Below are 6741 nucleotides of genomic sequence, written 5' to 3'. Positions count from 1 at the left end.
AGGACCTCTCGTTGTATTTGGGGCGATCATTGATCGCCCCTTTTTTTCGGTTTCTTCAGGGCTGGTCCTTGAGGGTCTCGAACGCCTTCACCCGCTTGACCAGGCTTTTCTTGCTGGCCGAGTCGGCGCTGTTGAACAGGAACGAAAAGTCCGAGGCCAGGGTGGAGCTGCCGGCGATGGTCGCGTACTGGTGACAGGCGTTGCAGTTGTCGCCCTGGACGTAGGTCTCCAGGGTGGTGTTGGCCACGGGTACATTGCCCTGGCTGATAAACGGCCCGTAGGACAGCGGCACCTGCGCGCTGACGCCCGGCTCCGGCTGGGTGGGCGGGTTGGGCGTGAGGGTCCAGAGCACGTTGATCAGTTTGTAGTACTGGAACACCGACTTGCCCTGGCTCTGCTGAGCGAAGTTGGCCTGCACCGCGCCGTTCAGGGCTTGCAACTCCGTGGGCAGCGGATGTTCCCGGGTGGTTTGCACCGGTTGGTCCCGTGGATACGGCTCCGTGCAGTCGCGGTCGGGATGATGCTGTTTGCACTGGATACGCGCCACGTTCGGCGTGCATTCGGGGCCGGTGCCGCAGTTCGGGTTGTTGAAGGCAAAGCTGTCGGGCGGCGTCTGCTGTGGCGGCACCTGGTCGGGTTCCGGCACGTTGTCCACCTGCTCGAAGGTGGTCCAGATGAAGTTGGGCGAAGCCTGGGTCTTGTTGATGATGTGCAGGCCCACCAGACCCACCACTTGCTGGGTGCACTGCAACGTGGCCGGGTTTTTGAGCCAGGCGACGGTGGTCAGGTAGCGCCCGTAGAGCTCGGGCTTACCGGTGAGGATCCGCCACGCGGCCTTGACCTCCAGGGCCCCGAGCTGCTCCTGCGGCACCGGGTCTGGCGGCAGCGAGCGCATGGGTTCACCAATGGGCAGGGACAGCCCGCCCGGGTTCTGGTTGTCGAGGTTCTGCGCCACTGTCAGCTGGTTGGCGGCGTCGTACAGCCCTTTGCTGACGATGTAATCAAACTCGGCCTTGCCGACCTTGCGTTCAAAAAACACCAGGTTCTTCGACTGGTCCGTCAGCCAGCCGCCGGAGGCTTCCATGATCGGGTCCGGAATCGAGGCCAGGGTGCCGCTGGACAGGTGAAACCCGTGCCGCGCGTTGATCGCGCTTTCCGAGGTGGCGGTCATGAACTTGCGCGCCCCCACCGACATCGCCTTGAGGCTGCCCTGGGTGCTGCAATTGGACGGTACCAGGGTTTGCACGCCCCATCCGGTGGGTACGGGGGCGCCGGGCAGGAAGATATCGTTGGTGTCCTTGTAACTGGCCCACACCGGCGCCACGGTCATCGGCTGCCCGGAGGCGGGCGGCACGCCGAACTGTGCCAGAGTGCTTTGCATATCGGGCTCGCCGGCGAGGGCGGGGGTGGCTGGCCAACCGGGGTTCACCGGCCAGTTCAGGGCAATGAACAACTGCCAGCCAAAACAATTCATAAAGCTCTGGCCGGTGGCGTTGAAATTGTTGACCGGCAGGAATCCACCGCTGGCCGGGTTGAACACCAACTGTTGCTGGACGCAGGCGTCGGCATCGGACTGGGGGGTTGCATAGGCCGACTGCACGGCAAACAGGCCCAGCACCACACTGGTCAGCAGCGATAAAACACTCAAGCGTAACCTGGACATCATCGCGCTCCTTGCATGAAGGTAAGCCGCACCCTGGGTGGGTGCGGCTGATGGTGCATATCGGTCAGGCGCCAGGCACCAGCGCCAATCCGGACTCCCATGGATGCTCCGTCGCGCTGGGGTTGGCGGCCTCGGCCGGGTTGAGGGCGCGCACTGTCACCAGTCCTGGTGCCGCGGTGGGGCTCACGGTGATGGTCAGCAGGTAACCCTGGGTGCCGCCGGAGTTGGTTTGCCCGGGGATGGCCGAGGCGTCGGGCAGGAACTTCGTGACCACCGCCGTGACGCCGGGATTGGAAAACTGCACCCGCGCCGTCTCGGCGGTGGTCTTGAGGTCGGCGCCTTGCACCACCAGGGCAAACTGCCCGCTGGTACCGGGTGCCAGCCACGCCGGCAGGTCGGTGGGCGACTGCCCGTAGAACAGATCCAGCGGCAGCAGTTGTACCGGCCAGGGTTGCACACCGTTGACCCGATCGGTCACGCACGGGCAGGAATCCGGTGTCGGGCTGATGGGCGTGGTGGTCACGCTCAGCCCCACCAGCAGTTGCTGGGCAATCACCCACACGTAGTCGATGGACTGGCCGCTGATGGTGATGTCGTTGATCGAGAACCCGGCGCTGACCGGCACTTCGAACACCGCCTGCAGGATCTGGTCGGAGCCGTTGGCCGCAGATTTTGCGGTGCCCCGGGTGATTTTCCAGTACTGGCTGACGTCCTGGCCCTGAGGACCTTTCCACGCCGAGAAGTCGGTGGGTTGTTGCAAGTACAGGCCGATGGGGTTGGTCAGGGACAGCCGGTTATTCACGGCCACGCTGTTGGCCGAAAAGCCGATATGCGGGTCGGAGTTGCGGTAGTTCTGCCCGTATTGCGCGCAGCAGATCAACGCCTGGGAATTCTGGCTGCTGCTCAGTGGCCGCAGGATGGTCGCGGCCGCGGCCAGGTACACCTCGGCACTCAGGGTGTTGGGGCCGGAGGTCAGGTGCATCGCGCCGCCATATTGGCCGGGCACGCAGGCGGTGCCGGCGTTCCATTTGTTCACCGTGTCATAGGCTGGTTGGCCGGTGGTGGGGTCCATGACCGGATCGCCTTTGTTGCCGGTCGGGCAGTCGGCGGTGTAGCGCAGGTACAGGTCCTCGAGTTGCACCTGCGGGTCGATGTAGTCGCGATACAGGCCCAGTACCGCGTTCGGGTCGATGCGCCACATGGCGAGGAAATACGCCGGGTTTTCGCAGGTAAAGGTGATCTTGCGCATGTTCTGGGTACCGGGGTCACGCACGATCGACCACTCGCAGTATTCGTCCAGCCAGCCGCGCGGCCCCGAGGGCGAGAAATCCTTGTACTTGCCTTGCCAGTCAATGCTCGGGCAGCGGGTCACGGGCAGTTGCAGCAGGGTGCCTTGCTTGTTCGGATCGTAGAGCGTGTACAGGGTGTTGTTGAGGGTGATCTGGCCGTTGTCGGTCAGCTCCATCACCTGCTGCAACGTCATGGCCTTGCCGCCCAATTGCGGAATCACCGCGGTGCCATTGTTGTAGAAGAACGTCCACAGCCGGTTGGGGAAGGGCGCCCAGGTGATCGCCGGTGGCGTGGTGGGGCCGTAGCCTTCCACCAGCGGGTTGTAATAGCCCGAGCGCGGCGCGTCATTGAGGCCCGACCACGGGTTGCCGATGATCGCGGACTGGGTCCAGCCGGTGAGGTCGTTGTTCCAGTCGGTTTCAAACTGCGGCAACTGGTTTTCCAGGCCCAGCTTGTTGTAGTCCTTGGGGGCTTGGCCGGCGGGCGAGGTGAATTGAGTGAAGGGTGTGCTCATGTCGGTTCTCCAGGTGTTGTGGTAGTGGAAGCAGAGCAGCAACCGGCACTGGGAGCAGGGCCGGCAATGGCCTGGCGCGGGTCGTCCCACACCAGTTGGGCGATAAAGCCTGGCAGCGGCGCGTACTCTTGCGGCGTCAACACCCGGGCACTATCGAGATGGGTCACCACCACGGACAACTGCGTGGCGTCAGTGGGGCCAAGGTTCAGCGCCCTGGCATTGCGTGCGGCATTCAATGCCCGGGACACGCCGTGGGTGATACAGCGGCCCTTGTCATCCACCAGGCCCATGCCGATGCGACTGAAGCGCCCGACGTAGTGCGGATTGTCGGCACTCACCTGCTGTGGCGTGGCGTCGGGCTGGTTGAGGAATACGTCGATCAGGTAGGTGTCGTGGGTGCATCGCACGTGATCGAACACCACCCACGGCCCAAGGCCAGCGGCGTTGTTCGTCGCCGGGGCGGGCGCCGAACGGTGTTGGCAGCAGGCCTTTGCCGCCTTGGTCGCGCCAAACTGCGGAGCCACGGGCGTGCCGTAGTCGTAGCCGATATGCCGACTGTCCTGGGCCATGTCACCCAGCGTGGTGTAGCGCCAGGCATCGGCGCTGGTGAAGGTGACGGTGCTGGCGTCGCTCCCGGCAAACGGCTGGAGCAGGCACTGGGTGGTGTACTGCGCCGCCGGGTTGGCGCGGATCCAGACTTCGAGCATCCGGTCGATATTGGCGTGATACGAGCTGAACACCGGGTCGAACGCGGTGTAGGCATTGTCGGCCATGTCGCCGCCGATCCAGCCGTGATAGTTGTCGTGGGGTTGCTCGTAGAGCCCGTCGAAATTCAGTGCGCGGTTGGGGTACAGGTCGTCTTTCTGCGGCGGGTCAAACACCGGAATGTTCGCCCACGGATAGCCCGGCACGCCTTGGGGCTGGCTGAACGAGGTGAATTGCAGCGCATCCACCACTTGCTGCTGGAAAATCCGGCTCATCGCATACAGCTCCGTGCGCTCATGCCGGAACGGTTCGCCCTGGGTGTAGAACAGCGGGTTGCGCTGCACGAAGCGGCAATCCACCCCGTTGACCGCGCCCCTGGCGCACACCTTCGAGGTGCCGTCCTTGGCGGCGGCGTAACGCAACGGGTTGGGCCGCACTTCACCGGTGTGCGGGTGCACGTAGGTTTCATCGAGAAACGCCTGGGGCAAACCGGCCTGGGGGCTGCCGTCGACACTGGCGTCTTCGGCCATCCAGTCCCAATAGGGAATCGGGCAGTCGATCAGCGCCTCCAGGTACAGCAGATAGGCCCGGTGCCACAGGGCAAAGGCTTCCTGGTAATGCAGGCACCAGTTGGTGTGGATATAGGCGTAGCGCTGCCACGGCGAACCGCTGTCGGGGTCGGCCACCTGCATCACGTCATCCAGCCGTGAGCGGTACAGGTTCAGTTGTTCGGGGCTGAGGGCGCGAATGTCCTGGCGCACGCGTTTGACCGGGTGGGGCAGGTCGGGTGGGGGAATGCGCTCGGCGATATCGAACGGTGAGCTGGGGGTCAGGCGCCATCCCTGGTTGACCCACAGCCTGAAGGTTTCCAGGGCGTCTATGGGCCAGAACTGCTGCGGGTCGAGGGTCAGCGGCATGCTGCGCGAGGCCAGGTGCTGGTAGATGGTTTCGGACCAGGTCTTGACCGACGCCGGGTCTTCGAGGAACACGAAGTAGGCGTTCATGCAGCCCACCCAGGAGGCGGCGACGGCGGCGCGTTGTGCGGGCGGTATCCAGTAAGGGGCGCTGAAGAGGCCGTGGATATCGGTGGCCCATGTCGGTTTCGCGACTATCATAAGATCCCTCTCATGCCGCCCCGATGCCTGATTTGGCTGGGCTGCTAAGCTGGATTGATGTTAGTGCGCCGCTGCGCAGGATTTGTGCAAATTGGCGGGGTTTTACGGTGGATTCATTGCAGTTTTTTCAAGGAAGATATGGAAAAAATGACAGATGCCATGGATTTGAAAATTCTGGGGAAGTTGCAAAGGGATTGCAGCCAGAGTCTGGAGTTGTTGAGTGACAGTGTGGGGTTGTCTTCGACCAGCTGCTACCGGCGTATCAGGCGGCTGGAGAGTGTCGGGATTATCAAGGCGAAGGTGGCGGTGCTGGATGAGCGCAAGCTTGGGATTCAGGTGACGGCGTTCTTTTTGATCAAGCTTGATAGGGACAGCAATGACATTGACCGCAAGATGCAGCATATCCTGGCGAATCATCCGGAGATTCAGGACTGCTATTTGCTGACCGGGGAGTTTGATTTTGTGATGGTGGCGAAGTTTCGGGATGCCACGGAGTACACGGATTATATCTATCGGTTTTTAGACATTTACCGGGATATTCCGATTCGTACTTATTCTTCTACGTTGGTGGTGCGGACGGTCAAGAAGTCTTATGAATTGCCGTTGCCTTTGTCGTTGCTGTGATTGGGGGCATATCCGTTATTTAGGTAACGGCTGCTTATGGTTTCGCTCTTACAGCGACTCACTTTGGAAAAGCCGGAATGCCGGCCCAGCCCAAAGTAAGCAAAGGGCTCTGCCCCGCCTGTCGGCACCTCGCTAAGGCTCGGTGTTCCCTCACTCCGGCGATGCTCCGCGGGCCGCCGCGATGGGCCATCCTTGGCCCAGCGCGGCTAAACCGGCGTCCTGCCGGTTTACCCGCTCCGCACCACCTGCGTTCGGCCTCGGGCTTATTGGGGCAGTCAGAGCAAGATCAAGATCAAAAGCAAGAGCACAGCGGCCTACAGGCCGGCTTGAGTGGTAGAAGCAAATCAAAATCTAAAGCGGGGCACGGTCAAATGTGGGAGCTGGCTTGCCTGCGATGGCATCAACAGGGTGTACCTGAAAAACCGAGGTGTCTGCATCGCAGGCAAGCCAGCTCCCACAGAAAAGCAGAGCTGCAGCAGTTTCAGATTTGGTTTTCGCTTTGGCTTTTGATCTGGCTTCTACCACTCAAGCCGGCCTGTAGGCCGCTGTGCTCTTGATCTGCTTTTGATCTTGATCTTAGGCGCCCCGTTAAACCACGCTGGCCGAACGCAGGCTTTGGAGCGTGGGTAACCCGGCAGGACGCCGGGTTAGCCGCGCTGGGCCAAGGATGGCCCATCGCGGCGGCCCACGGTCCAAAGCCGGAGTGAGCAACCGTGTCGAAATTCAAGCCATTTCAGCGAAATGCTTTTGATCGCGCACCATCGCATTCAGGATCGTCAGCAACTTTCTCATGCATGCCACCAGCGCTACTTTCTTCGTCTTCCCTGCAG

General features: G+C 62.1%; 4 protein-coding genes and 1 pseudogene. 1 reads left to right on the top strand and 4 read right to left on the bottom strand.

Annotation, left to right across the window (positions count from 1 at the left end):
- Nucleotides 1–55 precede the first annotated feature (55 nt).
- The 3 genes from P3C29_RS30725 to P3C29_RS30715 form a co-directional block, all read right to left on the bottom strand.
- A complete protein-coding gene (locus P3C29_RS30725) occupies nucleotides 56–1663 on the bottom strand; it encodes a hypothetical protein (RefSeq protein ID WP_275966259.1) in 1608 nt (535 codons plus the stop codon).
- A 64-nt stretch (nucleotides 1664–1727) separates the two neighbouring features.
- Nucleotides 1728–3467: a hypothetical protein gene (locus P3C29_RS30720; RefSeq protein WP_275966258.1), complete on the bottom strand. Its 1740-nt coding sequence runs from the start codon at nucleotides 3465–3467 to the stop codon at nucleotides 1728–1730.
- Complete coding sequence (locus P3C29_RS30715) at nucleotides 3464–5287, bottom strand: tyrosinase family protein (RefSeq protein ID WP_275966257.1); 1824 nt, start codon at nucleotides 5285–5287, stop codon at nucleotides 3464–3466. Before P3C29_RS30715 ends, P3C29_RS30720 begins: the two co-directional genes overlap by 4 nt.
- 159 nt (nucleotides 5288–5446) lie before the next feature.
- Between P3C29_RS30715 and P3C29_RS30710 the strand changes: the two genes are divergently transcribed.
- Complete coding sequence (locus tag P3C29_RS30710) at nucleotides 5447–5911, top strand: Lrp/AsnC family transcriptional regulator (protein ID WP_275966267.1); 465 nt, start codon at nucleotides 5447–5449, stop codon at nucleotides 5909–5911.
- A gap of 723 nt (nucleotides 5912–6634) precedes the next feature.
- Here the strand turns inward: P3C29_RS30710 and P3C29_RS30705 are convergent.
- Nucleotides 6635–6741: pseudogene (locus tag P3C29_RS30705) on the bottom strand (IS110 family transposase); the annotation flags it as partial.

This window comes from Pseudomonas sp. 1912-s, from assembly GCF_029269205.1.
In the GTDB taxonomy this organism is placed as follows: domain Bacteria; phylum Pseudomonadota; class Gammaproteobacteria; order Pseudomonadales; family Pseudomonadaceae; genus Aquipseudomonas.
Note: the sequence above shows the minus strand (reverse complement) of the source record. Positions and strands in the feature narration are given on the sequence as shown.

What these genes read in the sequence shown, in the direction of transcription:
- P3C29_RS30715 (WP_275966257.1), bottom strand. Translation starts at nt 5,287, where the DNA reads ATGATAGTCGCGAAACCGACATGGGCCACCGATATCCACGGCCTCTTC.
- P3C29_RS30720 (WP_275966258.1), bottom strand. Translation starts at nt 3,467, where the DNA reads ATGAGCACACCCTTCACTCAATTCACCTCGCCCGCCGGCCAAGCCCCC.
- P3C29_RS30725 (WP_275966259.1), bottom strand. Translation starts at nt 1,663, where the DNA reads ATGTCCAGGTTACGCTTGAGTGTTTTATCGCTGCTGACCAGTGTGGTG.
- P3C29_RS30710 (WP_275966267.1), top strand. Translation starts at nt 5,447, where the DNA reads ATGGATTTGAAAATTCTGGGGAAGTTGCAAAGGGATTGCAGCCAGAGT.